Below are 23,473 nucleotides of genomic sequence, written 5' to 3' on the forward strand. Positions count from 1 at the left end.
GCTGTCCCATGAGAACCTGGCCGCCATTGCGCCACGGGACGGCATTGCGTGGCCCATCCCGGTGGCAGAGAATCCGCCGGGCCACAATGAAACAACCGGGTTAACGCGGCGTTAACCATGTCACTGGCGGCTCAGCGCTTCAGCCGGTCCGTGCTCTGCCAGTCGGGGTTGATCCACGGCTCGAGGTCTTCGGCGCGGGGCAGGGAGCGACCCAGTATATGGTCGGCGGCCTTCTCGCCGGTCATGATCGACGGCGCATTCAGATTGCCATTGGTGATGCGCGGGAAGATCGAGGAATCGGCCACCCGCAATCCGGCAACGCCGATCACCCGCGTGTCGCTGTCGACGACAGCCATCGGGTCGTCCGGCGCCCCCATCTTGCAGGTGCCGCAGGGATGATAGGCGCTTTCCGTATGCTCGCGCAGGAAGGCGTCGATCTCCGCGTCGCTTTCAACCCCGGCGCCCGGTGCGATTTCGGCGCCGCGCCAGCGGTCGAAGGCCGGCTGAGCGAAGATTTCGCGGGTCAGCCGCACGCAATGGCGAAAGTCGCGCCAGTCATTCTCGCCGCTCATGTAGTTGAAGCGGATTTCCGGCGCCCGCCGGGGCTCGCGCGACTTCAGCCGCACCGTGCCGCGCGCTGCCGAACGCATCGGCCCGACATGCGCCTGGAAACCGTGCCCTTCAGCCGCCGCCTTGCCGTCATAGCGAATGGCGCCGGGCAGAAAATGAAACTGGATGTCCGGATAGCGCACCCCGGCGCGCGAGCGCACGAAGCCGCCGGCCTCGAACTGGTTCGAGGTGCCGAGACCCTGACGCAGGAACAGCCATTGCGCGCCGATCATCGCCTTGGAGACAAGGTTGAGATGTCCGTTCAGCGTGATCGGCTCGATGCATTCCTGCTGGATATACACTTCAAGATGGTCCTGCAGATTGCTGCCGACACCGGGCCGGTCGGCGACCACCTCGATGCCGTGCTCGGCAAGATGCGCCGCCGGGCCGATCCCCGACATCATCAGAAGCTTCGGCGAGTTGAAGGCCGAGGCGGCGAGGATCACCTCGCGGCGCGCGCCAACCCTCTGCAGCTTGCCATGCGCCTCGACCTCGACCGCCGTGGCGCGTTGATTCTCGATGACAATGCGAGTCGCAAAGCCTTTGAGAAGGCTGACATTGTTGCGCTTCAGGGCGGGCGTGAGATAGGCGTCGGCCGCCGACCAGCGCCGGCCCCGGTGAATCGACTGCTCGGAAGCGCCGAACCCCTCCTGGCGCCATCCATTGTAATCATCGGTGGTGCCGAAGCCGGCCTGACGACCGGCCTCGATGAAGGCGGAGAACAGCGGGTTGTCGAGCCGGCCGCGCTGCACATGCACCGGACCCTCGCTCCCGCGCCAGCGCCGGTCGACGCCGCCGCCGCGCCGGTGCGCCGTTTCCATGCGTTTGAAGTAGGGCAGCACATCGGCAAAGGCCCATCCGCGCGCGCCGCTCTCCTGCCAGTGATCGAAATCGGCGGCATGGCCGCGCACGAACACCATGCCGTTGATCGAGGACGAGCCGCCGATCACCTTGCCGCGCGGCGCCGCCAGCCGCCGGTTGTTGAGCTGCGGCTCCGGTTCGCTCTCGTAGCGCCAGTCATACAGGCTCATGTTCATCGGATAGGACAATGCTGCCGGCATGCGGATGAAGGGACCCATGTCGGTGCCGCCATATTCGATGACGATCACCGAATTGCGGCCATCCTCGCTGAGCCGCGCGGCCAGGGCCGACCCGGCCGATCCGGCGCCGACGATAACGAAATCAGCCTCCATGATGTCTCCGTTCATGCGTTGGTGGGAGGGCGCGCAAGCCGCGCTCAATAGGGGCTGTCGACCGGGCCGCTGGCGACATAGACGCTCTTCAGCCGCGTGTAGTGATTGATCGCTGCCATCGAATTCTCGCGGCCGATACCCGAGCGCTTGACGCCGCCGAAGGGCGCTTCCACCGGTGTCAGATTGTAGGTGTTGATCCAGGTGGTGCCGGCATCGAGCGCCGCAATGACCCTGTGCGCCCGCGCCAGATCGCGGGTGAACACGCCGGCCGCCAGCCCGTAGGGCGTGGCATTGGCACGATCGATCACTTCGCTTTCCTCCGCGAACGGCAGCACCGCCATCACCGGACCGAAAATCTCCTCGCGGGCGATGGTCATGTCGTCGGTGACATCGGCAAAAACGGTCGGCGCGATGAACGCACCCCCGGCAAAGCCCTGCAGCTCCAGCGGCGTGCCGCCGGTGATCAGCCGCGCGCCTTCACGCTGGCCGCTGGCGATGTAGTCGAGCACCTTGTCACGCTGGGCCATCGAGATCAGCGGCCCCATCTGTGTGTCCGGGTCGAGCGGATCGCCGATGCGGATTTTTTCCGTGCGGGTCTGCAAACGCTCGACAAAGCGTTCGTAAACCGGCTTTTCGACGAACACCCGCGTGCCGTTCGAGCAGATCTGCCCGGTCGAGTAGAAATTGCCGAGCATCGCGCCGCCGATGGCGTCTTCGAGATCGGCGTCGGCAAAGACGATCAGCGGCGACTTGCCGCCAAGTTCCATCGTCACGTCCTTCAGGGTGGTTGCCGCTGCGCCCATCACCTTGGAGCCGGTCGGCACCGAGCCGGTCAGCGAGATCTTGTCGATGCCCGGATGCGCGGCGAGAGCGGCGCCGATATCGCCAAAACCCTGGATGACGTTGAAGACCCCATTCGGCAGCCCGGCTTCGCAAAGGATTTCAGCGAGAATCAGGGCCGTCAGTGGTGTCATTTCCGAGGGCTTGAAGATGAACGCATTGCCCGCCGCCAGTGCCGGCGCGGCTTTCCAGGCGGCGATCTGCATCGGATAGTTCCAGGCGCCGATGCCGGCACACACGCCAAGAGGTTCGCGCCGCGTATAGACGAAATCATCGCCGAGATTGACTGTCTCGCCGGTGATGGCGGCGGCGATGCCACCGAAATATTCGAGACAGTCGGCCGCCGACGCCGCATCCGCCACCAGCGTTTCCTGCAGCGCCTTGCCGGTATCGAGAGTCTCGATGCGCGAGATCTCGGCATTGCGGGCGCGGATCAGATCGGCGGCGCGGCGCAGCACCCGGCCGCGTTCGCTTCCGGTCAGTCTCGCCCAGCCTTTTTGCGCCGCTCGCGCCTCGGCCACCACCCTGTCGACCAGTTCCGGCGTCGCCGCATGCAGGCGGGCAATGATGTCGCCGGTGGCCGGATAGGACACGTCAAGCGGCGCGCCGTCGGGGGTTTCGTGGAACTGGCCATTGATGTGGTGGGAGGCGCGCGGCTGCGCTTGCAATTTGGAATTCATGGCAGATCGGACTTTCATGGCTAGGGGAAGGGCGGCAGGTGGCGGGCCTATTCGCCGCGCGGGAACCGCTTTTCCTCTTCAAGGACATTGAGATCCATATGGTTGCGCATATAGCGCTCGGAGGCCTTCTGCAGCGGCTGGAAGTCCCACGGAAAATAGGCGCCGTTGCGCAGCGCCGGGTAGACGACATGCCGCCGCGCCTGGCTGGCGCGCACCTCGGCGTCGAAGGCAGCCATGTCCCAGCGCGCCGCAATTTGCGTCATGAACGTCTCGACGCGCTGCGCATGCTCGGCCATCCCGGCGAGGTTGCTGAGTTCGTTCGGATCGCTTTCAAGATCGAACAGTTGCGGCGGATCGAGTTCGCAATGGACGAACTTGTAGCGGCCCTCGCGCAGCGCGACGAGCGGCGCCGCCGAGCCCTCCGCCGCGTACTCCATCGCCACCGGCGCCGAGCGGCTGCCGCCTTCGATCAGCGGCACGAGGCTTTCGCCATCCGTCCACGGCGCGATCTCGTCCATCGCAACACCGGCCAGATCGCCCAGCGTCGGCGCCACATCGAGATTGGACACCGGTGCGTCGATCCGCCCGCCGGGGCGGCCGGGCACGGCGATCATCAGCGGCACCCGCGCCGAGCCTTCGAAAAAACTCATCTTGAACCACAGGCCGCGCTCGCCCAGCATGTCGCCATGGTCTGAGGCAAAGACCACGATCGTGTCGTCCTGCATGCGGGTGGCGGCAAGGGTCGCCAGAAGGCCGCCGATCTTGTCATCCAGATAGGAGATGTTGCCGAAATAGGCCTGGCGCGAGCGGCGCACGTCGTCGGCGCTGATGTCAAATTGCGCCGCATCATTGGCCTTGTACAGCCGCTGCGAATGCGGATCCATCTCGTCATAGGGGATTGCCGCCACCTGCGGATCGAGTTCGCGAATGCCCTGGTAAAGATCGAAGAACTGCCGCCGCGCCACATAGGGATCGTGGGGATGCGTGAATGAGACGGTCAGCAGCCACGGCCGCCGTTCCGGATCGTCACTGTCGCGCGCCAGCTGGTGCAGCTTCTGGGTGGCGAAGAACGCCACCTCGTCATCATATTCCATCTGGTTCGAGGTTTCCGCCACGCCGGCGCCGGTGACCGAGCCGAGATTGTGGTACCACCAGTCGATCCGTTCGTTCGGGCGGCGATAATCGGGCGTCCAGCCGAAATCCGCCGGATAGATGTCGGTCGTCAGCCGCTCCTCGAAACCGTGCAACTGGTCCGGGCCGACAAAATGCATCTTGCCCGACAGGGCGGTGCGATACCCGGCGCGCCGCAGATGATGCGCAAAGGTCGGAATATCGGAGGCAAACTCGGCGGCATTGTCATAGACCCGCGTCCGGCGCGGCAACTGGCCGGTCATGAACGAGGCGCGGCCCGGCGCGCACAGCGGCGAGGCAGTGTAGTTTTGCGCAAACCTAAAGGAGCGCGCCGCCAGCGCTTTCAGATGCGGCGCATGCAGAAAGTCGGCCGGCCCATCGGGGAACAGGGTGCCGTTCAGCTGATCGACCATGAGGATCAGGATATTGGGCTGCCGGGATGCGGTTGTCTGAGCCATCATGCCGCCTGCCGCTGCCGGATCGCCGCGATCTGGCTGGAGACCTGCTCTTCGATCAGCGCCACCGGGTCGGTGTGCCGGCCGGCCGTGCCGAGCGCCTTGCGGATATACAGCCCGTCGATCATCGCCGCCGCCGCCTCGGCGATGCGCTGCGCTTCGGTGCGGCCGGTTAGCGGGGCGAGTCCGCTCATCAGGTTGGAATGCAGTCGCCGGCCGTACAGTTTCAAGAGCCGGCTCAAGGGTGACGAACGCTGCGCCTCGACATAAAAGGCCAGCCAGGCCGCCACCGTCTGCCGCGAAAACTGCTTGTCGGAGAAGCTGACGGTCAGGATCGCCGACAGCCGCTCGCGCGGCGTTGCCGCTTTCTGCAGCGCCGCCACCGCATCCGCCTTGAGTTCGGCCAGCATCGATCGCACCGCCGCCGCCACCAGCATCTGCTTCGATCCGAAATAATGATGCGCCAGAGCCGGTGACACGCCTGCCTCGGCGGCAATCTCGGCCATGGTGACATCGAGCGAGCCGCGCCGCCCGACCGTCGTGATGACGGCCCCGGTCAGCGCCTTGCGGCGTGCGATTTCGACAGTGCTTCCGGCCACGGCGCGGCTCCTTTGCTCGTCAATATAGACTTGATTGACTGATCAATCAACAATGTCGGCAGCGCGACTTTCTCGCCTGAAATAAGGAAGAATCAGGCCGAAACTTGCCTCGCTCGCCGCGCAGGGCCGGTAGCCGAGGCTGCGCACTTTACAACGCGGCGGAATTGCCCAACATGGACGGCAAAAGGAGTTCTTCATGACAGCGAGTATCATCGGTTGGGCCCACACGCCCTTTGGAAAACACTCGGACGAGACCGTCGAAAGCCTGATCGTGCGCGTCGCCCGCGAGGCGCTCGAGCATGCCGGCCTTTCCGCCGGGGACATCGACGAGATCTATCTCGGCCATTTCAACGCCGGCTTCTCGCTGCAGGATTTCACCGCCAGCCTCGTTCTGCAGGCCGATGACGGCTTCCGTTTCAAGCCGACGACACGCGTTGAAAATGCCTGCGCCACCGGCTCGGCAGCCGTTCACCAAGGCATCAAGGCCATTCGTGCCGGTGCGGCGCGCCGCGTCCTCGTCGTCGGCGTCGAGCAGATGACCACGACCCCCGGCCCGGAGATCGGCAAGAACCTGTTGAAAGCCTCCTACCTGCCCGAGGATGGCGACACGCCAGCCGGTTTCGCCGGCGTTTTCGGACAGATCGCCGATGCCTATTTCCAGCGCTACGGCGACAAGTCCGATGCCCTGGCAGCGATCGCCGCCAAGAATCACAAGAACGGCGTCGACAATCCCTATGCCCAGATGCGCAAGGATCTCGGCTACGATTTCTGCCGCACCGAGAGTGAAAAGAATCCCTTTGTCGCCGGCCCCTTGAAGCGCACCGACTGCTCGCTGGTCTCCGATGGCGCCGCCGCCGTCGTTCTCGCCGACACCGAGACGGCGATGCAGGCGCCGCGCGCCATCCTGTTCCGCGCCGCCGAACACGTTCAGGACTTCCTGCCGATGAGCAAGCGCGACATTCTCGCCTTTGACGGGTGCCGCGAGGGCTGGCAACGCGCCTTCGCCCGCTCCGGCACGACGCTCGATGATCTCTCGCTGGTCGAGACGCATGACTGTTTCACCATCGCCGAACTGATCGAATATGAGGCGATGGGCCTGGCCAAGCCGGGGCAGGGCGCCGATGTCGCCCTGTCGGGCGAGACGGCGCGCGACGCCCGGCTGCCGGTCAACCCGTCCGGCGGGCTGAAGGCCAAGGGGCATCCGATCGGCGCCACCGGCGTCTCCATGCACGCCCTGTGCGCCATGCAGCTGACTGGCGAGGCCGGCGGCATCCAGGTGCCCGGTGCCGAGCTGGCCGGCATCTTCAACATGGGCGGTGCCGCGGTGGCCAATTACGTCTCGATCCTGGAACGCATCAGGTGACCGGCACGGTCGACGGTCACGTCGTCGTCACCGGCGGCGCTGCGGGCATTGGCGCGGCCACTGTCGCAGCCCTGCTCGACGAAGGCGCGGCCGTCACCGTGCTTGATGCCGACGGCAACGGTCTTGCCGCGCTGGAAGACCGTCATGAGGGAGAGGATCTGCTGGCGCTGTCCTGCGATGTCTCCGACGAGGATGAAGTCGCCGATTGCCTCGACCAGGCTGCCGACACCCTCGGGCCGATCACCGGGCTGGTCTGTGCGGCGGCGATCCCGGCGCGCGCTACCGCCGAGAAGACCTCGGTCGAGCTGTTTCGCCAGATCATCGATATCAATCTCACCGGCACCTTCATCGTCTGCCGTGCCGTGCTTGACCGCATGGGCGAAGACCTGGCGATCGTCACCCTGGCCGCCGCCTCGGGCCTGAGGGCCAATCACGGCCATGTTGCCTATGGCGCGTCGAAAGCCGGCGTCGTGCTGATGACCCAGGTTCTCGCCAATGAGTGGGGCGCCTCCGGTGTGCGCGTCAATGCCGTTGCGCCCGGCATCATCGGCGCCGCCGATGCGGGCCACAGCGATAACGATGAGTATCGCCGCTGGCTGGCGCGCACGCCGATGCGCCGTGGCGGCACGCCGGATGATGTGGCCGGCGCCATTCTGTTCCTTCTGTCGGACGAAGCCGGCTATATCAATGGCCACGTGCTTTCGGTCGATGGCGGCTTTGCCTCGGCCGGGCTGCTGCAGGATCTGTGAGCCGTCAGGCGGCGCCGGTCGGCACCGTCTCGATCGCTGCCAGCCTGCGCCGGCGCACGCTGACGCCGGTGATGATGGCGCCGAGCACCAGCAGAATGCCGGCCCATTGCGCCAGACCGAAGCGCTCATCCATCACCAGCGTGCCGATCAGGGTCGCCGTCACCGGACTGGCCAGCGCCAGATAGGCGGCGCTCGGCCCGAGTTTCGTCACGCCGCGGTTCCACGCGTAATAGCCGAAGGCCGTGCCGAAAAAGATCAGCCAGCCATAGCCCGCCACGGCCATCAGGTCAGGGGCCGGCGGCAAACCCTCCTTCAGCCACGCAACCGGCGCCAGGATCAGCCCGCCGAAGATCATCTGCCAGGTCACCATCTCCAGCGGCTTGCCGGCGCGGCCCCAGCGGTCGATCAGCACGGTCCCGACCCCCATCGACACGGCGCCGCCCAGCGCCGCCATGACGCCGATCATGTCCAGCGTTGCCGAGGGTGAAAACACCATCAGCCCGACGCCCGCCACCCCGGCAATGCCCGCCGCCACCTGCACCGGGTGCGGCGCATGCCGCCCGATCAGCGCCACCAGGCCGACAACCACCAGCGGCTGCACAGCGCCCAGCGTCGCCGCCAGCCCGCCCGGCACGCGCCCGGCGGCCACGAACAGCATGGAAAAGAACACCGCAATGTTGAAGACGGCCAGCACCGCATAGCGCATCAGCACCCCGGGTTTCGGAATCACCGGGTTCAGCGCCAAGAGCAACAGCCCGGCCGGCAGCGCCCGGATGACCCCGGTGAAGAACGGATGCGTGGTCGGCAGAAATTCCGTGAAGACGGCGTAGGTGGTGCCCCACAACATCGGACCGAGCACGGCAAACAACGCAATACGGAACATTCGCACTCCACAGGATCGGCCGCCTGCGGGTGCCGGGGGGTGGTCACGGGCAGGATGCATCAAGACGCGGCGGCGCGATGATATCTGTCGCCGCGCTGGATGCAAGCCGCGCTGCCATCGGCGGGTTTTTCGGCCTCACGCCGGAGCGGTCAGCCAGGCCGAATGTGCAAAGCCGCTGACGCCGTCGCAGCCCTCCTTCACGCGTGTGACAAAGGCCCATGGCGCCGCCTCCGACACCACCCGCACGAGGCTGCCTTGAGAAAGCAGGCCGATCACCGGGTGCTGCAGGCCGGGGCCGCTGCGCAGATTAAGACCATTGGCCGCCCGCACCTGCCGATAGGAGTCCTTATCTGCCGGGCAATCTGGCGGCGAGGATGTGCCGCGTCCCGCCGCAAGCCCGCGGAAGGCGCGCATGTCGAAAGCCGGGCCGGGATCGATCTTCCGTCCCGGCGCGATGTCGTCATGGCCGATGATCGCTTCCTCGCCGAGCCCGTAGCGCGCCATCAGCGCCGCCACCAGCTCAGCCGCCGCTTCGACCTGCACCGGCGCGAAGCGCTCCCAGGCGAGCGCCTCCGCCGGTCCGTTGCGGTGCGCGGCAATCGCCACGCGGCCGCGATCGACGGCGACGCCCGCATGGCTGACAAAGCCGTCCGGTCCGCGCTGCAACAGACCCCAATTGGCCAGTTCCACCCCGATCGAATGGGCATTCAGCCCGTCGATGCCGCGCCACCGGCTGCGTCCGGCATGCCAGGCGGCGCGGTCGCAGGCCACCTGCTGCACGATCGCCCCCTGTCGGCTGACGACGAAATGCGCCGAGGCGCGCGCGCCGGGAGAGGCGAAATAGCGCACCGTTCCGGCGGCAGCACCCCCGGCGGTATAATGCATGACGATATAGCGCGGCACGATGGCGCTGCCGGAATGGGCAGCGGCGACGAAGCGCACCGGCTGGTTGTCGGCGCCGACGAGGCGATTGTTTTCGATTTGCATCCGTTTCATCTCCCGCGCTAGAAGGAACCTGCATCAGCATAGGGGCATCGCTGATGGAGTGGATGAACTGGCTGCTGCGACTTCCGGGCGCCACACCGCGCCACGCTGCCCGCAATCGCCGGAGAAGAGCATGCACAACCCGGTTCTGGTCGAAATCACCCGTGGTGATCTGGTGGAAAGCCGCCATACGGGCCGCGTTGTGGTTTTCGATGCCGACGGCGCCACTGTCCTCGCGCTCGGCGCGGTCGATGAACCGGTCTTTCCGCGATCGGCGATCAAGGTGCTGCAGGCCCTGCCGCTGGTCGAGAGCGGCGCCGCCGAGGCCTATGGGTTCGGCCAGCGCGAACTGGCCCTGTCCTGCGCCTCGCATTCCGGCGAACCCGAGCACGCCGAACTGGCCGCCGCCATGCTCGCCAAAGCCGGGCTGGATGAGGCGGCGCTGGGATGCGGGTCCCACTGGAGCCTTGAGCCGCGTGTGATGCGCGCCCAGGCAAGGGCGCACGCGCATCCGACGCCGCTGCTCAACAATTGTTCCGGCAAGCATGCCGGCTTTCTCTGCTTTGCCTGCCATTCCGGCATCGCGCATGCCGGCTATGTCGATTATGATCATCCCGTGCAGCAGCACATCCGCGATGCCATGGCCGAACTGACTTCGACGCCGCTCGGCCATGATGTCTGCGGCACCGATGGCTGCAACATTCCCACCTATGCGGTGCCGCTTGACCGGCTCGCTCATACCTATGCCCGCCTGGCCACCGGAACCGGCCTTGCAGCCGAACGCGCCCGCGCCGCCCGAACGCTGATCGAGGCTTCGATGGCCGAGCCGTTTTTCGTTGCCGGCACCCGGCGCATGTGCACCACTCTGATGCAATTGGCCCCCGGGCGTATTTATGCCAAGACCGGCGCCGAGGGCGTCTACTGCGCCGCCATTCCCGAGCTCGGTCTCGGCATCGCCCTGAAAGCCGACGATGGCGCCACCCGCGCCGCCGAGATCATGGTTGCCGCAACGCTGGCGCGCCTGTTTGATGCCGCCGACCGGGACCTTGCGGCAAAGCTCGATAAGCTCGCTCAGCGCACATTGAAAAACTGGAACGGCACCATTGTCGGCGAGGAACGCCCGGCCGACGAACTGCGCGCCGGTTGATCGGGCTGAGCTGCAGGGTTGTCGGCGCGCAAAACGGAGACCCGCAATGAGTGAGGCTGAGAAACCGCTGGCCATCCGGGCCGCCGACGCGCCGGCGCGGCAAAAGCCCTCCAACTATCCCGAACCCTTTGCCAGCCGCATGGCCGGCCGCCACAAGCACCCGCTTGGCGACCTGTTCGGCCTGACGAATTTCGGGGTCAATCTGACACGGCTCGAACCCGGCGCCGAGACGGCGCTGTTGCACCGCCATTCGCGCCAGGATGAGTTCGTCTATGTGCTGGAGGGCGCGCCGACCCTGGTCACCGACACCGGCGAGATCGACCTGCAACCGGGGATGTGCAGCGGCTTCAAGGCCGGCGGGCTGGCCCATCATATCGTCAACCGCAGCGATCGTCCGGCGGTCATTCTCGAGATCGGCGACCGCCGGCCCGGCGACAGCGGCGAGTACCCGAAGGACGATCTCGTCGCCGCGCTCGGCAGCGACGGCGCCTGGATCTTCACCCGCAAGGATGGCACACCCTACTGACGGCAGGCCGCCGGCCGGCGTTTCTATCCGGCGACATTGTTGCGCACGGTCAGATGCGCAAAAGCCTCGGCTCCCTGGCGCGCCAGGTCACCGGTGACGGTCTCGTTCCAGCGCGTGCCGATGACGGCGCCCTGCGGTGTGTGCGAAAAGATGTTGCCTTGCACCAGCGTCGCTCCGGCGCCCTCGACCACGCTGACCGCGATGCCGGCGCCGCAATGCCGAATCATGTTGCCGGTCAGCGCCACATCGCGCAGATACGGGCCCCAGCCGGCCATGACGCCCCATTTCGGCGCCCCCTCGATCGTGTTGCCGGACACGCTGGCATCGGCTTCGACGGCGATGCCGATGCCGAAGCCGGAATTCTTCGGCACATAGGGGCCGCTCGTGGAAAGGTTGCGGACGAGATTGCCCGAAATCACCGACAGCCGCCCGCCGCGATCGAAATTGGCCACCGAGATGCCCATCGTGCCGCCATCGATCAGATTGTTGGCAATCACCGCCCCGCTGAACTCGAATTCGCTGTAGATCGCCGTCTCGCCCGAATGGAGCGCCTGGTTGCCGATGATCTGGCAATTGTCCGCCGAATTGGCGCGAATCGCCGAAAAAGCGCAATCGCTGACATGGTTGCCATTGATGATCACGCCGCCGGCCCGGAACAGATTGATTCCATTGCCGAACGGCCCGGTGCCGCCGTTCGTCGCCGCGATCCGCGCGATCCGGTTGCCGCTGATCAGCGTCCCGTCAAAGCCCTTGCTCCAGCGGTGCACCAGAATGCCGCCATTGCCGCAATCATGCACATGGTTGTCGCGGATCGTCAGGGTCCGACTCTCGACGGCATAAAGGCCCGCCTCCGCCGCGCCGGACAAGTCGCACTGCTCGACCGTTCCGCCGCACCCTTCGAGTGCCAGGCCATATTTCGCCGAACCGGCGATCTGCACGTCCCGCAGCGTGAGGTTTCCGACATTGCGCAACTGCACCAGTCCGCGCACATGCTCGCCGAGCCGCTGATTGGCGCCGTCGATCACCAGGCCATCAAGCGCGACCCGCTCCCCGCCCTCGGCAAGCAGCCCGTGCCCGCGCCCCGTATAGATCAGGCGGGTGGCTCCCGGCACACCGGCGAGCCGCGCCCCATCGGGCAGCGTCAGATTGGAGAAATAATAATCGCCCGCCGGCAATCGCAAAATCCGGCCCTCGCGCGCCGCGTCATCGATCGCCTGTTGCAGGCGGCGGCTCTGATCATCGACGACATCGGGCAGCAGTCCGGCAAGATCGCCATCATGCCCGCCGCGCAGATCCGCCTGTGCCAGGAGGGTTGGCTCGGCGGAGGCCGCCCGCACCAGGCCGGTGGACATGACGGCAAGGCCGGCCAGACCGGCAAGGCCCGACACTCCGGTCAGAAGGCGGCGACGGGTCGGCAAAGAGGGCGCAGGCGTCCGGGTCATAGCGTTACCAAGCAGGAAACGTGCCAGCGGAAACTGTGTCATTCCGGCACAGATCGCGCCCGAGCGGGCGGGCGAGGGGCCGGCAGCGACCGCATCGTTCCGGGCTGAGACACAAAGGGTGTCCACAAACCGTGTTGGTCGACCTCGTCCCAGGCCGCTAATCTTGTGCCGCCAGAAGCTCCTCGATCAGATTGTATGTGGCGCGCACACGCGCCTCATTGGGATAGTTCCGGTTGGCGAGGACAATGACACCAAGGTCCTGACTGGGCAACAACGCCACATATGCGCCGAAACCCCTGGTGGCCCCGGTCTTGTTCAGAATGACGTTCTGCTGCGGCGGCAAGGGAGACGCAATCGCCGTGACCGGCTGCGGTGACAGGATGAAGTCATAGCCGTTGCCGGCTTCGATCACGGTCCTGTCTGCGGGCCACGGATATTGCTCCCAAATCATGGCCTGCGTGTAATGGGCCGTCTCCGCCCGGCCCTCGCGCGTGCGTTTGAGGGCAGCAGCGAGCGCCGGGTCGGCATCGCCACGGCCGAGTTCGAGGTCGAGCAGGCGCAGCATGTCGCGGGCGGTGGATTTGACGCCGTAAGCCTCGTCCGCCAGCACACCCGGGTTCACCCGGATCGGCGCGTCGGACTCGCGATGATAGCCATAGGCGTAGCGGTGCATGGCCGACTCCGGCACATTCACGAAGGTGCTGGTCAGGCTTAACGCCGGAAACAGGATCTCTTCTGCAGCCTGCGCATAGGGCATGCCCAGGGCCTCCGCCGTGATGTAACCCAGCAGGCCGATGCTGACATTCGAATAGCTGCGCGTTCCGGGTTGCGGCGGTCGCCAGTCGGCCAGCCAGTCGATCAGTGCGGGCACATCCCTGATCCCGCCCGGAACCTGCAGCGGCAGACCACCTGTGACGTGTGTGGCGAGATCACCGAGCTTGATGCCGCCCAAGGCAGAGCCTTTCAGCTTTGGCAGACGGTCCGAGACAGGGGCTTCCAGATCGATGTGGCCGCGTTGTTCGGCCAGTGCCGCAAGGGTTGCGTTGAAGATCTTGCTGATCGACCCAAGCTCGAAGATGGTCTCCGGCGATGCCGCGACCTTGCCGTCTCGCACGGCCAATCCGGTCGCATAGAAGTGCTGTTCGCCGCGTAAGGTGATGCCGACAACCAATCCCGGAATGTCATATTGGGCGATCACCGGTGCGAAGCTCTCGCGCGCCATGCCGACGACCTGCTCGTCTGTCAGATCTTGCGCCGAAAGCAGGGTGGTAAACGAGAGCAGCGCGGCCGCTGCAAGAGCCCACCTCTTCATCTTTGCCTTCAACACGGTTTACGGCCCCAATAAAACAAAAAACCCGGCGCCGAGACGCCGGGTGGATCACGGGTTCACACGCGGCGTGCGCTCAGACGAACTGGCTGAGGCCGGGGATCGAGTTGACGATATCGTCGACCGCGCCGCCCGCACCCTTTTCACGCGCGAAACCGACGGTTTCCTTGGCCACCGAGGAGATCTGGCCCATGTCGAGCCCCATGCCCATCAGCTTCGAGCCGAGGCCCATCACGCCGCCGCCCATCAGGCTGCCCATGCCGCCGCCTTCTCCGGCAGCCATTTCCATGAACACATCGGCGCCGGGCAGGGCGGCAAGCATTTCCTGCACCTTGTCATCCGGCCCTTCCGACTTGAGGAAATTCAGGATGGCGCCGACAGCCTTCTGCGCCGTTTCCGCATCGATTCCGACAGCGGCCTCGATGCGCTTGATAAGTTCTTCCATGGGGATCTCCTTTGCATTGGCAAATTCTTACCTGATCAGTACGCAAGGTAAGGTCGAGTTTCAAGCGAAGATTGCCGCTCCGCCTGCTCTGCCTGTGCTCCGGGTTCGGCTGCCGAGCGCAGTGCGCCGAAGCGGCCAACCCACAGCATGACGGCGATCAGGCCATTGTTCGCCCTCTTCGATTTACCTATAAGTCATGCGGGGGCCGATGGCCACGCGTTGCATCGCAGCGCCCCGGGCACACAGGGCCGGGGGTGGCACAGGGGAAACGGAATACAACATGCTCAAAGACGGCAAGATCTACATCGGCACCAGCCGCAAGCCCGATGACACGGTCAACAAGGGTGAATATCTCGATCTGAAATACGCCAATCGTCACGGTCTCGTCACCGGCGCCACCGGCACCGGCAAGACGGTCACCCTGCAGATTCTCGCCGAAGGCTTTTCCAATGCCGGCGTGCCGGTGTTCTGCGCCGATGTGAAAGGCGATCTGTCGGGCATCGCGGCGATCGGAGAGCGCAAGGATTTTCTTGAAAAGCGCGCCGCGACCATCGGCCTCGATCCCTATGATCTGCAGGAGTTTCCGGTCATTTTCTGGGACCTTTTCGGCGAAAAGGGGCACCGCGTGCGCACCACGATCAGCGAGATGGGGCCGTTGCTGCTGTCGCGGCTGATGGACGCCACCGACGCGCAGGAAGGCGTCGTCAACATTGCCTTCAAGATCGCCGACGAGGGCGGTCTGCCGCTGCTCGATCTGAAAGATCTGCGCTCGATGCTCACCTACATGTCGGAGCATTCCGACGAGCTCTCGCGTGTCTATGGCAACATTTCGAAACAGTCCGTCGCCGCCATCCAGCGCGATCTGCTGGTGCTCGAGCAGCAGGGCGCCGAGAATTTCTTCGGCGAGCCGGCGCTGAAAATCTCCGACATCATGCGCACCACCAATGATGGCCGGGGTGCCATTTCCGTGCTGGCCGCCGACAAGCTGATGATGAACCCCCGCCTGTACGCCACATTCCTGCTGTGGCTGCTGTCGGAACTGTTCGAGCAGCTGCCCGAGGTTGGCGATCCGGACAAGCCGCGCCTGGTGTTCTTTTTCGACGAGGCGCATCTGCTGTTCGATTCCGCGCCGCGCATCCTGCTTGATCGTGTCGAGCAGGTGGTGCGGCTGATCCGCTCGAAGGGCGTCGGCGTCTTCTTCGTCACCCAGAACCCGCTCGACGTGCCCGATTCGGTGCTCTCGCAGCTCGGCAACCGGGTGCAGCACGCGCTGCGCGCCTACACCCCGCGCGAACAAAAGGCCGTCAAGGTTGCCGCCGAGACCTTCCGCCCCAATCCCGATTTCGACAGCTTCGAGACGATCACCCAGCTCGGCGTCGGCGAGGCGCTGGTCTCGACCCTCGAAAGCAAGGGGGTGCCCTCCATCGTCGAGCGCACTTTGGTGCGCCCGCCATCCTCGCGCCTTGGCCCGTTGACCGATCCGGAGCGCCAGAAGGTGATGGCCGTCAGCCCGGTGGCCGACCAGTATGACGAGGACATCGACCGTGAGAGCGCCCATGAAATTCTCACAGAACGCGCCGAGCAGGCTGCGAAAGAGGAGGAGGAACAGCGCCGCGCCGAGGAGGAAGAGGATCGCGAGATCGACGAGTCGCGCCGCTGGACGCTGCCCGGCTTTGGCGGCGATGACGATGATGATGAGCGCGAACGCAGCGGACGCCGCAAATCTACAACGCGCCGCAAGAGCAGCCGGCGCCGCTCAAGCAACCGCCAGACCGTCACCGAGGCGGTCATCAAGTCTGCGGCGCGCACGGCCGCGACGACCATCAGCCGGGCGCTGGTGCGCGGCATTCTCGGCTCCCTGAAAAAGGGCTTCTAGGGTCGCAACGCCGCCGCAGACACGGTGCCTACAAGCGCCCATACAAACATTCAGGAAAGACTGCAAATGATTGAAAGACTTGAGACATCGGCGCGCATGAGCAAGATTGTCCGGCACAATGGAACGCTCTATCTGTGCGGCCAGGTCGGCGCCGGCGATACGATCACCGAGCAGACCCGCGACTGCCTGTCGCGCGTCGATGCACTCCTCGAGAAGGGCGGTTCGTCGCGCGACCGCATCCTGCAGGCGATCATCTGGCTGGCGGACATGTCCGATTTCGCCGAGATGAACGCCGTGTGGGACGAATGGGTGCCGGAAGGTCATGCCCCGGCCCGCGCCTGCGGTGAGGCGAAGCTGGCCCGCCCGCAGCTCGGCGTCGAGATCATCATCACAGCCGCTTGCGATTAGAGTTGCGGCGAATGCCGCCGCACCAGGCGGTGATCAGTCAGGGCGGCCCCTCGGCCGCCCCTTTGTTGCTCAGCGCACCAGGATCGGGGTCTTGGCGGGAACGCGATCATACAGATCGCAGACATCCTGGTTGATCAGCCGCACGCATCCTGAGGAAACGGCCTTGCCGATCGACTGGTATTCCGGGCTGCCATGCAGGCGATACAGCGTGTCCTCGCCGCCCTGGAAGATGTAAAGGGCGCGGGCGCCAAGCGGATTGTCGAGCCCCGGCTGCATGCCGCCGTTATCGGCCGAATACTTCTCGAGCTCCGGTTCGCGGGCGATCATCTCCGCCGGCGGTGTCCAGGTCGGCCACTTCTTCTTCCACTGCACGATGGCGCGGCCCGACCAGGAAAAGCCCTGGCGGCCGATCCCGACGCCATAGCGCATGGCACGGCCGTTCTCGCGCACGAGGTAGAGAAAGCGCTGGCTGGTGTCGACGACGATCGAGCCGGGCCGCTCGCCCGTCGGATCGGCGACTTCCTGGCGCAGATAGATGGGATCGATCTCCCAATAGGGAATCGCCGGCAGCGGAAACAATTCATCCGGCTTGGCGCCATAGATCTCGTCGTAGAATGCCGAGCGCCGCGTCAGACCGGCTGAAGGGGATTGCGGCGAGCGGAAAGCCGGGTCCGTCTGCTGACGGAACGTGACCGTGGATTGCGGAGCCGCGCAACCGGCCATCAGCCCGGCGGCCGCGCCGCCGACGCCGAAACGCAGGAGGGAACGTCGTGAAAGTCCGAACGCCCTTTGCGTTCCGGTATTCTGGTCATGCATGTAAAGGCCCCTGAGCGGATTGATCTTGCAGAGTGGATAGGAGGTCGAATGTGGTTTTCCCACGGCAGGTACGTGACAATCCAGTCACAGCGCGGTGGCAGAAGTCACTTTGATGTGAGAACGCCGCATTTCTGCCCCGGTGAGATCCCCTTCTTGCCATCTTCTCCGATCAACAACTCGAAATTGTCGGGATGGTTCCGAGGCTTGGCTCGCACGACGGCGCGCTAGCGGTGCTGCGGCTGCATCAGCGGCCTTGCCCGGCGATCGAGGTTTATCGGCATCGCCTCTGGCGCCGGAGTGCTCACCGGCAGTTCCAGCTGCTTGATGAATGTCTCGCTCCACTTTGAGACATCGTTGTCCGCCAACCGCTTGTACAGGGCCTCATGACGCTCGCGTCGTTCCTCAAGCGGCATTTCCAGACCGCGCCGGATAGCCTTTGCAAGTCCCTGCGGATCATGCGGATTGATGATCAGGGCTTCCTTCATCTCCTCGGCGGCGCCGGCAAACTGGGACAACAGCAGCACCCCGGGATCGGCACTGTCCTGCGCCGCCACATACTCCTTGGCAACGAGGTTCATGCCGTCAAACAACGGCGTCACCAGCGCCAGGCGCGAATATCGGTAGAGCGCCGCGAGTTCATTGCGCGGCAGGGAGCGGTGGATGTAGTGCAGCGGCACCCAGTCCACGGTACCGAAGCGGCCATTGATGCGGCCGGTGATTGCTTCCAGTTCCGCCCGGATCTCCTTGTAGGCTTCAACGTCATCACGGCTTGGCGGCGCGATCTGCAACAGCGACACCTTGCAGTGATAGCCCGGATTGCTTTCGAGAAAATGCTCGTAGCCGGCCAGCCGCTGCGGCAGTCCCTTGGAGTAATCGAGGCGATCGACACCGATCAGCCGCGGCAACGCCGGCGGTTCGACCTTGCGTGACGTTTCAGCCGCCATGGCGGCAAAACCCTGCACGTCGATCGAGATCGGGAAACAGCCCAGCGAAATTTCCTTGCCATCGATGGACATGTTGCCGTTGAAGCGCAACTCACCGTTCAGCGTGTGCCGGAAGATGTCGATCAGATGCGCGACATCGCGTTTCGCCTGAAAGCCGATGACATCGTAGGACGCCAGCCACCCGGCGATGTCCTTCCATTCCGGAATGGCCCGGAAGGTCTGCAGATCCGGCAGCGGGATGTGCAGGAAAAAGCCGATGCGGTTGGTCAGTCCCGCCTTCTTCAATTCATGCGCCAGCGGGATCAGCTGGTAGTCGTGAATCCAGATGACGTCATCATCGCCGATCACCTTGGCGACCATGCGGGCGACGCGCTTGGACACCTCGCGATAGGCGCGGATGTAGTCCGGCTGCACATCGATCAGGTCAAGGCGCCCGTGAAAGGCCGGCCAGAGAACGGAATTCGAGTAGCCGAGATAGAAATCGCGCTGCAACTGCGGCTCGAGTTCGAACAGACCGATGTCGAAATCGCTGCGCTCATGCATGATGATGCTTTGCGACGGGTCCTCGCTGGCCGCCGGTGCGCTGCCGATCCACAGCCCGCCGCGCTTGCTCAGCGCATCCTTCAGGGCAACCACCAATCCGCCCGAATCGCTGGCTCCGTCGACGGAGGGCGCACGGTTGGAAATGATCACCAGTCTGGACACGTTAGTTTCTCCGTTTTGACAGCGTGGCCGACAGCCACCGTTTCAGCACCGCCGGGCTTTCGGCCCGATATTGCGCGCAGGTCGGGCCCGCGCCGATCTTTATCGACAACCCGCCCATGTCGTTGACACAGGCGAATGCCGTCTCATCGGTGGTGTCATCACCCGCATAAAGCGGCACCCGCCCGGCAAATTCCGGCTGCTGCAGGATCTGCTCGATCGCCGCTGCTTTCGAGATATTCTTCGGCTTGATCTCGAAGGCCATCTTCGCCGGCTGCAGTTCGAAATCATCACATCCCGACAAAAGACACTCGGCGAAGGTCCGCACCAGGCTTTCCACCTCGGGATTTTGACGGAAGTGCAGAACCATCCCGGTCGACTTTTCCTCGAGGATGACGCGCGGATCGATCACCGCGAATTCGGTCACCGCATTCTTGATATGCTCAAGCCGCTCGGCGTCGAACTCGGCCTGCGTGACGATCTCGCCGTCGCGGCGGATCTGCGCGCCATGGCCGCCGGAAACCGTGCCGGCAAAACCGCCGAGATAATAGCTGATATCCGCGAGATCACGGCCGGTGACGACCGCGACGGCACCGTGAAATCCCTGCATCAGGCTGCTGAGCAGGCGGCCATCGGCCGGCGTGTAGCGGATCGCGTCCGGCCGCGCCGCGATGTCGACAAGCGTGCCGTCAAAGTCGAGGAGGATGGCGGTGTTGAGGACATTGATGCGAAGATCGGCGAGATCTGCGGGCTCGGGAACCTGTGGCGCTTGAAATCCGACAAATTCGTAAAAACTGGCGCTCTGTTCCATCCATCCGACTCCCGCTTCCAACACCGGACTGAACTGCTCAGAAGCGTGAAGGTTCCATCACATTTACAATTTTACTTAGCAGCTGCAGCATAGCACATGCTGCACTGCAAGTTAACCCCGCGCGCCCCGGTCTGTCGCCGGCGGTTTCAAGTCACTGTCAGGGCTGACAAATCCGGCAGTATCAGCTGGGGTTTGAGATCCGGATACTCGTCCGGCATGCCGCCGCGATTGATCCAGACAGTGCGGAAACCGAACCGCGTCGCTCCCGCGATATCCCAGCGATTGGACGACTGGAAGGAGACCGCCTCGGCATACAGCCGGTATTGCGTGGTGACCAGTTCATAGACGGACTGCGCGGTCTTGAAGGTCTGCAAGGCATCGACCGAGAAGACATCGTCGATGATCGTATCGAGCGCGGCATTCTTCACCGCCGAGTCCAGCATCGCCGGAGACCCGTTCGACAGAATGGCGATCTTGGCGCCGGAATTCTTCAGGGCGCCGAGCACCGCCGGCACTTCTGCGTAGCAATCGAGCTTCCAATACGCCTCGAGCAGTTGCGATCGCAGGCTGCGATCGGCGGACGGCACCCGCTCGAACGCATGGTCGAGAGCCTCTTCCGTCAGGCTCCAGAAATCCCGGTAGGCGCCCATCAGGGCCCGCGTCCAGGAATATTCCAGCTGCTTGGCCCGCCAGATTTCCGACAGCAAAGGGCCCTCGCTGCCGAGGGCCTCGGCATGCCGGCGCACGGCCGCATGCACGTCGAACAGTGTGCCATAGGCATCAAAGACGAATGCGGCGTGAGGCATGAAGCGATCTTTCCCGGACTGGCATGACATGGCGGACAGGTGGACATGGCGCGGCGCGTGCGGCTGTGGCTGCCCTGCAGCGCCGCTTGCAAGGGTAAACCGTGGGCAGCCCAACATGCAATGGCCGCCACCGCGTGCCCCGCTTTCCCCCAGCGCTCTCATATTGTTTTGCCCGCACGTGCGTTCACGCAAGGATGCTGCGTTCTCTGCCTCCCGCCTTCCAGCGACGCGATTTTCAGCTTGACGCCGTGCGGGCGGACCGCTTGGCTGCTCTCCGCACAGCATGGCAAGGAGAGCGGAATGGCCCACGGCACGCGCGCCGGAACACCCACATGGACCTATGTTGACGGGGACTGGATCGAGGGCAACCCGCCGCTGATCGGCCCGGTCAGCCACGCCATGTGGCTGGCGTCGACTGTATTCGACGGCGCCCGATGGTTTGAGGGGGTTTCCCCCGATCTCGATCTGCACTGCCAGCGGGTCAACCGCTCGGCGCGTGCCCTTGGCCTCGAAGCCACGGTCCCGGCCGAACAGATCGAGGCGCTGGTCGCCGATGGGGTGAAGAAGTTCGACGGCAAGACGGCGATCTACGTCAAGCCGATGTACTGGGCCGAGCACGGCGGCTACATGGGCGTGCCGGCCGATCCGGCATCGACGCGTTTTTGCCTCTGCCTGTTTGAATCGCCGATGATCGCGCCCTCCGGCTTCTCGCTGACGCTGTCCCCGTTCCGCCGGCCATCGCTTGAAACCGCGCCGACGGACGCCAAGGCCGGCTGCCTCTATCCCAACAGCGGCCGCGCCATACGCGAAGCGCAGGCCCGCGGTTTCGACAACGCCCTGATGCTCGACATGGTCGGCAATGTCGCCGAAACCGCCACCTCGAACATCTTCATGGTCAAGGACGGTGTCGTCTTCACGCCCGTGCCGAATGGCTCGTTCCTGTCCGGCATCACCCGCCACCGGGCCATGACATTGATGCGCGCCGATGGCCGCCAGGTGGTCGAGAAATCGCTGACCATGGCCGATTTCCGCGATGCCGACGAGATCTTCGCGACAGGCAACCATTCCAAGGTCGTGCCGGTCATTCGCTTCGAAGAGCGCGACCTGCAGCCGGGCCCGGTCGCCCATGCCGTGCGTGACCTTTACATGGACTGGGCGCATTCCGCCTAGGTCCAACCCGCTGTCCCGAACGCGCACTATTCACTTGGTCAGCCGCGGCATCTCGATCGCGGTGTCGAAAAGTTCGGAAATGGCAGCTGGAACGCTGTCGTTAAAGCCGACCTCGGCATAAAGGCCCGGCGTCGCGCATGTGGCCATCTGTGTCGGGATGTCATCCTGAAACGGCGCCACATAGCGCGTGTAGAAGGGGCTGGAGGGCAGCGGCAGATAGGTCGTGTAGAGCACCGCGAGGCGGATCCCGGCGGCCTTGATATCGGTGCAGACGGCATCGTCGATCGGTTCGATGCAGCGCGTCGCGCGGATGACGCTCCGCGTGCAGGCATAAGGTCGCCGCGCGTCCCCGACGCCGTCGGAGATCAGAACGACAATCGCGTCCCGCTCTGCCTCGCTGGCCTGGTGACCGGTGATCACCGGAATCAGATCGGAAAGAGTTGCCGCAAAATGCGTCTGCTGGTCCTTGTTGTAGTTCTGATAGGGGATGCTCATCAATTGCAGCTGAGTCGCCATGGCGGCCTGCGCGTCGAAATCGCTCGAAGGCGGCGCAATCTCCGTCAGCCCCATGGTTTTCGCCGTCTCGCCGAATGAATAGATGCCGACCCTGAACTGATCCGGATAGTACTGGCGGCTGGAAATGTCGTTCAACAATTCCTGCACGCCGCGCCGTACCGTATCGATGCGGATGTTGACGCCGTAGGTCTCGGCGAGAGTGAGGTAATTGTCATTGTCGTTTTCCGTGTGGCAGGCAAAGGCGCAGCCATCAGGTGTGCTGTCTTGCATCAGCGCGATGTCGTCGGTCGTCGCGGCAACTCCCATCGAGGGGGTATTGTCGATCAGGAAATAGAAATTGGCGCTCTGGGCGGCGTTGGTCTCGGCGCGGACCGTGTCGCTGATCGTGATGGTCTCGTAATTGAACAGGTGCATGATCGTCGTATCCAGTTCCGCCGTATAGGTGGCGGTGGCGGTCAGGACATTGGAAATGTCCTCCACGGTGACCACAAACTCGGTGAGCGTGAAGGACATGTAGTCGTCGCTGTTGGCCAGCATGAAGTCTTCCGAAAGCAGTTCCTCGGCTGTGTAGACCGTCTTTGCGCCATTCATCACGAGATCGCTGTTGGCCTGCTGCAGCGCCGCAAGCACCGCGCTGTCGGCCGAATGTGTCAGCAGCGACCGGACACGATTGGCATTGGAAAGATCAAATGCCATGCCGGCAGTTGCCAGGACGACCGGCAACAATAGGGCCGTGAAAATTCCGAAGTTCCCGCTTGATTCATGTTTCGTATGTTTAAATACATGTTTCATATTAAAAACCTTGTATTAAATACAAATTATAAAATAAAAAACAATTATTTACTTGATAAATGAAAAACAAATGAATCTTCTATCTGTAGTTTATATGTAAAACTTTGGGGAAACATCGCGGCACGCCGGTTTGCGGGCAGGCCCGTTCCCTGGTCCGCTGTTTAAAAGCGGTTCGGACATTGTCAGGAAAAACCGATGGCTCTATGTAAGGCGACAGATCCGTACACCGGTTTTCTGCGGCGGAATGGGTGCGGCTGAC

21 protein-coding genes are annotated in these 23,473 nt (G+C 64.2%); 7 read left to right on the plus strand and 14 right to left on the minus strand.

Features of this window, described 5'->3' with window-relative positions; translation table 11 throughout:
- Nucleotides 1-131: 131 nt before the first annotated feature.
- Genes betA through betI form a run of 4 tightly spaced genes read right to left on the minus strand, consistent with a single transcriptional unit; the run spans nt 132 to nt 5,507 of the window.
- The gene (gene betA / locus KY465_RS15060; RefSeq protein ID WP_219202895.1) at nt 132-1,802 is read right to left on the minus strand and encodes a choline dehydrogenase; all 1,671 of its coding nucleotides are present in this window, start codon (nt 1,800-1,802) and stop codon (nt 132-134) included.
- Nucleotides 1,803-1,846: 44 nt separating this feature from the next.
- Entirely contained in the window at nt 1,847-3,310 is a 1,464-nt protein-coding gene (gene betB, locus KY465_RS15065) for a betaine-aldehyde dehydrogenase (protein WP_219203301.1), read from the minus strand.
- Nucleotides 3,311-3,369: 59 nt separating this feature from the next.
- Nucleotides 3,370-4,911 carry a choline-sulfatase gene (betC, locus tag KY465_RS15070; protein ID WP_219202896.1) on the minus strand — a complete coding sequence of 514 codons (1,542 nt, stop codon included), beginning with the start codon at nt 4,909-4,911 and terminating at the stop codon, nt 3,370-3,372.
- Nucleotides 4,911-5,507, minus strand: coding sequence for a choline-binding transcriptional repressor BetI (gene betI / locus KY465_RS15075; protein ID WP_219202898.1), 597 nt, complete (start codon nt 5,505-5,507; stop codon nt 4,911-4,913). Before betI ends, betC begins: the two co-directional genes overlap by 1 nt.
- A gap of 196 nt (nt 5,508-5,703) precedes the next feature.
- On the opposite strand from betI, the gene KY465_RS15080 reads away from it, so the two are divergent.
- Together KY465_RS15080 and KY465_RS15085 are read left to right on the plus strand one after the other, a co-directional pair.
- Complete coding sequence (locus KY465_RS15080; RefSeq protein ID WP_219202900.1) at nt 5,704-6,870, plus strand: acetyl-CoA acetyltransferase; 1,167 nt, start codon at nt 5,704-5,706, stop codon at nt 6,868-6,870.
- A complete protein-coding gene (locus tag KY465_RS15085; RefSeq protein ID WP_219202902.1) occupies nt 6,867-7,619 on the plus strand; it encodes an SDR family NAD(P)-dependent oxidoreductase in 753 nt (250 codons plus the stop codon). Before KY465_RS15080 ends, KY465_RS15085 begins: the two co-directional genes overlap by 4 nt.
- 4 nt (nt 7,620-7,623) lie before the next feature.
- On the opposite strand, the gene KY465_RS15090 is transcribed toward KY465_RS15085, so the two are convergent.
- Together KY465_RS15090 and KY465_RS15095 are read right to left on the minus strand one after the other, a co-directional pair.
- Nucleotides 7,624-8,502: a DMT family transporter gene (locus KY465_RS15090; RefSeq protein WP_219202904.1), complete on the minus strand. Its 879-nt coding sequence runs from the start codon at nt 8,500-8,502 to the stop codon at nt 7,624-7,626.
- A gap of 135 nt (nt 8,503-8,637) precedes the next feature.
- Nucleotides 8,638-9,489 carry an N-acetylmuramoyl-L-alanine amidase gene (locus tag KY465_RS15095; RefSeq protein WP_219202906.1) on the minus strand — a complete coding sequence of 284 codons (852 nt, stop codon included), beginning with the start codon at nt 9,487-9,489 and terminating at the stop codon, nt 8,638-8,640.
- Between the two features lie 130 nt (nt 9,490-9,619).
- Here KY465_RS15095 and KY465_RS15100 point away from each other — a divergent pair, with 130 nt between their 5' ends.
- Both KY465_RS15100 and KY465_RS15105 read left to right on the plus strand, forming a co-directional pair.
- Nucleotides 9,620-10,633 carry an asparaginase gene (locus tag KY465_RS15100; RefSeq protein WP_219202908.1) on the plus strand — a complete coding sequence of 338 codons (1,014 nt, stop codon included), beginning with the start codon at nt 9,620-9,622 and terminating at the stop codon, nt 10,631-10,633.
- Between the two features lie 46 nt (nt 10,634-10,679).
- The gene (locus KY465_RS15105; RefSeq protein ID WP_219202909.1) at nt 10,680-11,159 is read left to right on the plus strand and encodes a cupin domain-containing protein; all 480 of its coding nucleotides are present in this window, start codon (nt 10,680-10,682) and stop codon (nt 11,157-11,159) included.
- A 23-nt stretch (nt 11,160-11,182) separates the two neighbouring features.
- Here the strand turns inward: KY465_RS15105 and KY465_RS15110 are convergent, their stop codons facing one another.
- From KY465_RS15110 to KY465_RS15120, 3 genes are all read right to left on the minus strand, one after another.
- Nucleotides 11,183-12,577 carry a TIGR03808 family TAT-translocated repetitive protein gene (locus KY465_RS15110; RefSeq protein ID WP_428983040.1) on the minus strand — a complete coding sequence of 465 codons (1,395 nt, stop codon included), beginning with the start codon at nt 12,575-12,577 and terminating at the stop codon, nt 11,183-11,185.
- A 181-nt stretch (nt 12,578-12,758) separates the two neighbouring features.
- Complete coding sequence (gene ampC / locus KY465_RS15115) at nt 12,759-13,913, minus strand: class C beta-lactamase (RefSeq protein ID WP_219202912.1); 1,155 nt, start codon at nt 13,911-13,913, stop codon at nt 12,759-12,761.
- 91 nt (nt 13,914-14,004) lie between these two features.
- Nucleotides 14,005-14,373, minus strand: a complete 369-nt coding sequence (locus KY465_RS15120; RefSeq protein ID WP_219202915.1) for a DUF2267 domain-containing protein — start codon at nt 14,371-14,373, stop codon at nt 14,005-14,007.
- 280 nt (nt 14,374-14,653) lie between these two features.
- Between KY465_RS15120 and KY465_RS15125 the strand changes: the two genes are divergently transcribed.
- A complete protein-coding gene (locus KY465_RS15125) occupies nt 14,654-16,249 on the plus strand; it encodes a helicase HerA-like C-terminal domain-containing protein (RefSeq protein WP_219202916.1) in 1,596 nt (531 codons plus the stop codon).
- A 66-nt stretch (nt 16,250-16,315) separates the two neighbouring features.
- On the plus strand, nt 16,316-16,657 hold the full coding sequence (locus tag KY465_RS15130; protein WP_219202918.1) for a RidA family protein: 342 nt from the start codon (nt 16,316-16,318) through the stop codon (nt 16,655-16,657).
- 69 nt (nt 16,658-16,726) lie between these two features.
- Here KY465_RS15130 and KY465_RS15135 read toward each other — a convergent pair whose 3' ends face one another.
- The 4 genes from KY465_RS15135 to KY465_RS15150 all read right to left on the minus strand — a co-directional run bounded on the left by KY465_RS15135 (nt 16,727) and on the right by KY465_RS15150 (nt 20,736).
- Nucleotides 16,727-17,473 (minus strand): L,D-transpeptidase, encoded by a 747-nt coding sequence (locus tag KY465_RS15135; RefSeq protein WP_219202920.1) that lies wholly within the window; start codon nt 17,471-17,473, stop codon nt 16,727-16,729.
- A 224-nt stretch (nt 17,474-17,697) separates the two neighbouring features.
- Nucleotides 17,698-19,122, minus strand: a complete 1,425-nt coding sequence (locus KY465_RS15140; RefSeq protein WP_219202922.1) for an alpha,alpha-trehalose-phosphate synthase (UDP-forming) — start codon at nt 19,120-19,122, stop codon at nt 17,698-17,700.
- A 1-nt stretch (nt 19,123) separates the two neighbouring features.
- On the minus strand, nt 19,124-19,930 hold the full coding sequence (otsB, locus tag KY465_RS15145; protein WP_219202924.1) for a trehalose-phosphatase: 807 nt from the start codon (nt 19,928-19,930) through the stop codon (nt 19,124-19,126).
- Nucleotides 19,931-20,076: 146 nt separating this feature from the next.
- Nucleotides 20,077-20,736 carry a haloacid dehalogenase type II gene (locus KY465_RS15150; RefSeq protein ID WP_219202925.1) on the minus strand — a complete coding sequence of 220 codons (660 nt, stop codon included), beginning with the start codon at nt 20,734-20,736 and terminating at the stop codon, nt 20,077-20,079.
- Nucleotides 20,737-21,036: 300 nt separating this feature from the next.
- Between KY465_RS15150 and KY465_RS15155 the strand changes: the two genes are divergently transcribed.
- Nucleotides 21,037-21,906, plus strand: a complete 870-nt coding sequence (locus KY465_RS15155) for a branched-chain amino acid aminotransferase (protein ID WP_219202927.1) — start codon at nt 21,037-21,039, stop codon at nt 21,904-21,906.
- A gap of 30 nt (nt 21,907-21,936) precedes the next feature.
- Here KY465_RS15155 and KY465_RS15160 read toward each other — a convergent pair whose 3' ends face one another.
- Entirely contained in the window at nt 21,937-23,214 is a 1,278-nt protein-coding gene (locus tag KY465_RS15160) for a pilus assembly protein TadG-related protein (RefSeq protein ID WP_219202929.1), read from the minus strand.
- Between the last annotated feature and the right edge of the window lie 259 nt (nt 23,215-23,473).

This window comes from Neohoeflea coraliihabitans (assembly GCF_019334345.1).
GTDB lineage: Bacteria > Pseudomonadota > Alphaproteobacteria > Rhizobiales > Rhizobiaceae > Pseudohoeflea > Pseudohoeflea coraliihabitans.

Excerpts from the sequence above, each read along its gene's own strand:
- betA (WP_219202895.1), bottom strand. The coding sequence starts at position 1,802 with ATGGAGGCTGATTTCGTTATCGTCGGCGCCGGATCGGCCGGGTCGGCC.
- betC (WP_219202896.1), bottom strand. The coding sequence starts at position 4,911 with ATGGCTCAGACAACCGCATCCCGGCAGCCCAATATCCTGATCCTCATG.
- KY465_RS15080 (WP_219202900.1), top strand. The coding sequence starts at position 5,704 with ATGACAGCGAGTATCATCGGTTGGGCCCACACGCCCTTTGGAAAACAC.
- KY465_RS15090 (WP_219202904.1), bottom strand. The coding sequence starts at position 8,502 with ATGTTCCGTATTGCGTTGTTTGCCGTGCTCGGTCCGATGTTGTGGGGC.
- KY465_RS15095 (WP_219202906.1), bottom strand. The coding sequence starts at position 9,489 with ATGCAAATCGAAAACAATCGCCTCGTCGGCGCCGACAACCAGCCGGTG.
- KY465_RS15100 (WP_219202908.1), top strand. The coding sequence starts at position 9,620 with ATGCACAACCCGGTTCTGGTCGAAATCACCCGTGGTGATCTGGTGGAA.
- KY465_RS15105 (WP_219202909.1), top strand. The coding sequence starts at position 10,680 with ATGAGTGAGGCTGAGAAACCGCTGGCCATCCGGGCCGCCGACGCGCCG.
- ampC (WP_219202912.1), bottom strand. The coding sequence starts at position 13,913 with ATGAAGAGGTGGGCTCTTGCAGCGGCCGCGCTGCTCTCGTTTACCACC.
- KY465_RS15120 (WP_219202915.1), bottom strand. The coding sequence starts at position 14,373 with ATGGAAGAACTTATCAAGCGCATCGAGGCCGCTGTCGGAATCGATGCG.
- KY465_RS15125 (WP_219202916.1), top strand. The coding sequence starts at position 14,654 with ATGCTCAAAGACGGCAAGATCTACATCGGCACCAGCCGCAAGCCCGAT.
- KY465_RS15130 (WP_219202918.1), top strand. The coding sequence starts at position 16,316 with ATGATTGAAAGACTTGAGACATCGGCGCGCATGAGCAAGATTGTCCGG.
- KY465_RS15135 (WP_219202920.1), bottom strand. The coding sequence starts at position 17,473 with ATGCATGACCAGAATACCGGAACGCAAAGGGCGTTCGGACTTTCACGA.
- otsB (WP_219202924.1), bottom strand. The coding sequence starts at position 19,930 with ATGGAACAGAGCGCCAGTTTTTACGAATTTGTCGGATTTCAAGCGCCA.
- KY465_RS15150 (WP_219202925.1), bottom strand. The coding sequence starts at position 20,736 with ATGCCTCACGCCGCATTCGTCTTTGATGCCTATGGCACACTGTTCGAC.
- KY465_RS15155 (WP_219202927.1), top strand. The coding sequence starts at position 21,037 with ATGGCCCACGGCACGCGCGCCGGAACACCCACATGGACCTATGTTGAC.
- KY465_RS15160 (WP_219202929.1), bottom strand. The coding sequence starts at position 23,214 with ATGAAACATGTATTTAAACATACGAAACATGAATCAAGCGGGAACTTC.